This window comes from bacterium endosymbiont of Bathymodiolus sp. 5 South, assembly GCF_900128535.1.
In the GTDB taxonomy this organism is placed as follows: domain Bacteria; phylum Pseudomonadota; class Gammaproteobacteria; order PS1; family Pseudothioglobaceae; genus Thiodubiliella.
Genome location: NZ_FQTR01000252.1, coordinates 1 through 1,780 on the forward strand (window position 1 = coordinate 1; position 1,780 = coordinate 1,780).

General features: G+C 41.1%; 1 protein-coding gene. It reads left to right on the top strand.

Annotated elements, in window-relative coordinates:
• Positions 1–1,780 (top strand): hypothetical protein (locus tag BBROOKSOX_RS10565; protein WP_139661725.1); only part of this gene is annotated, 1,780 nt, incomplete at both ends.

Below are 1,780 nucleotides of genomic sequence, written 5' to 3' on the forward strand. Positions count from 1 at the left end.
ACCTATCAAAATGAGGGCAAAGACACCATTGCCCAAGCCAACTTAGCCATTACTGCCAATACCGTTAACAATCAAGGTGGGCAACTGGCAGCAGGTGGTAATCTCAATATCGCAGTAGACACACTAAACAATACACGAAACGATACGCAAAACGATACGCAAGACACCATTAAAACCCAAGGGAAAACCCAAGGGGGATTAATTAACGATACGCAAAACGATACGCAAGACACCACTAAAACCCAAGAAAAAACCCAAGGGGGATTAATTTATGCAAAAAACCAGCTGCAAATAACTGCCGCTAATCACCTGTTAAATGATAAAAGCTCAATCGTAGCTGAGGGTGATATTGTCATTAATGACACAAATCATGACACAAATAACGACTTAAACCTAGTGATTGATAACAAATCAGGCGTGATTAAGGCTGATAACAACATCACCATTCACGCCAAAACCCTCAACAACACCGCCTACCATTATGACACTAAGCAAGATGATAGCGATGGCTACTATGGCTATGATGTTAATGAGAAGGTTGTTAAGAGCGACTATGTCATGGATCAAACACTGGTATTAGAACAAGACGAGCAGGTTTCAACACTGGCTTCAAACCCTGCTTTTATTAGCGCACTTAAAGACATAAATATTAATTTATCTGATGAATTGTTTAACAGTTCATCAGTTATTAGTGCCAAACAAGACTTAAGCATTACAGCCAATAAAGTCACCAATGAAACAGACTCAGTGACTACTCATAAAATGTATCGTAAATGGGGCAAGAAGTGGGTAAGATCATGGGAAACTTGTGGTTGGCATAATTGGAGTTATGGTTGCACTACTCATTACGCAGACGAAACAAAGTTTTGGGACGACACTAGAAGCGAATTAGCCTATTCAAAAAACAAAGGCACTTTGTCCGCAGCTCAAAACTTAACAATCAATGCCAATGAGTCAATCACTAATGGTGAGACCATTCAAAATAATGAGTTTTTAGGGCAAGTAACCACCAACTATCAAGACAATCCTGCTGTTGCTGAGGCAATAGCCACCAATGGGCAATTTAAAATCAATAAACCAACGCAAGCCCAGCCTTATGTCATAGAAACCAGAAACGAGTTTGTTGACATAACTCAGTTCAAAGCCTCACAATACCTATTTGCCAGACCCAATATCAGATTCCTAGACCCAGCCATGTCCAGCCCTATTACTTTGGGTGATGCCTACTGGGAACACCAACAACTACAAAAACAAATTAGCGAGCAAACCAAACAGACTCGTCTTTATGCAGATTATGATATGAACGCCACCTTTGATCGGCTCTTTGATCAAAGCAACGAAGAATACGAAAAACTAACCGACGAAGGTGTTGAAATCACCTTTGGTGTATCACTGAGCAAAGCGGCTATCAAGGCTCTAACTCAAGACATCGTTTGGTATGAAAACCAAACCGTTGAACTCAATGGCAAACAATACACAGCATTGATGCCAAGACTCTATTTAGCAGGTGCAACACTGGAGGATTTAAGCAAAACACCCCAAGCGTTCTTAAGCGCACAAAACATCACCATCAACAGCAATGGCACAATCGTCAATAGTGGCACTATCACCTCACAAGACGACACCCACATTACTGCAAGTAATATCACCAATCAAAACGGTGTGATGACCGGCAACAACATCAACCTAAACGCACAAAACACCCTCCTTAACCAATCAGGGGATATAACAGCAGTCAACAACCTTAAGCTCAAGGCAAAGACTATTGCCAATATTGCCA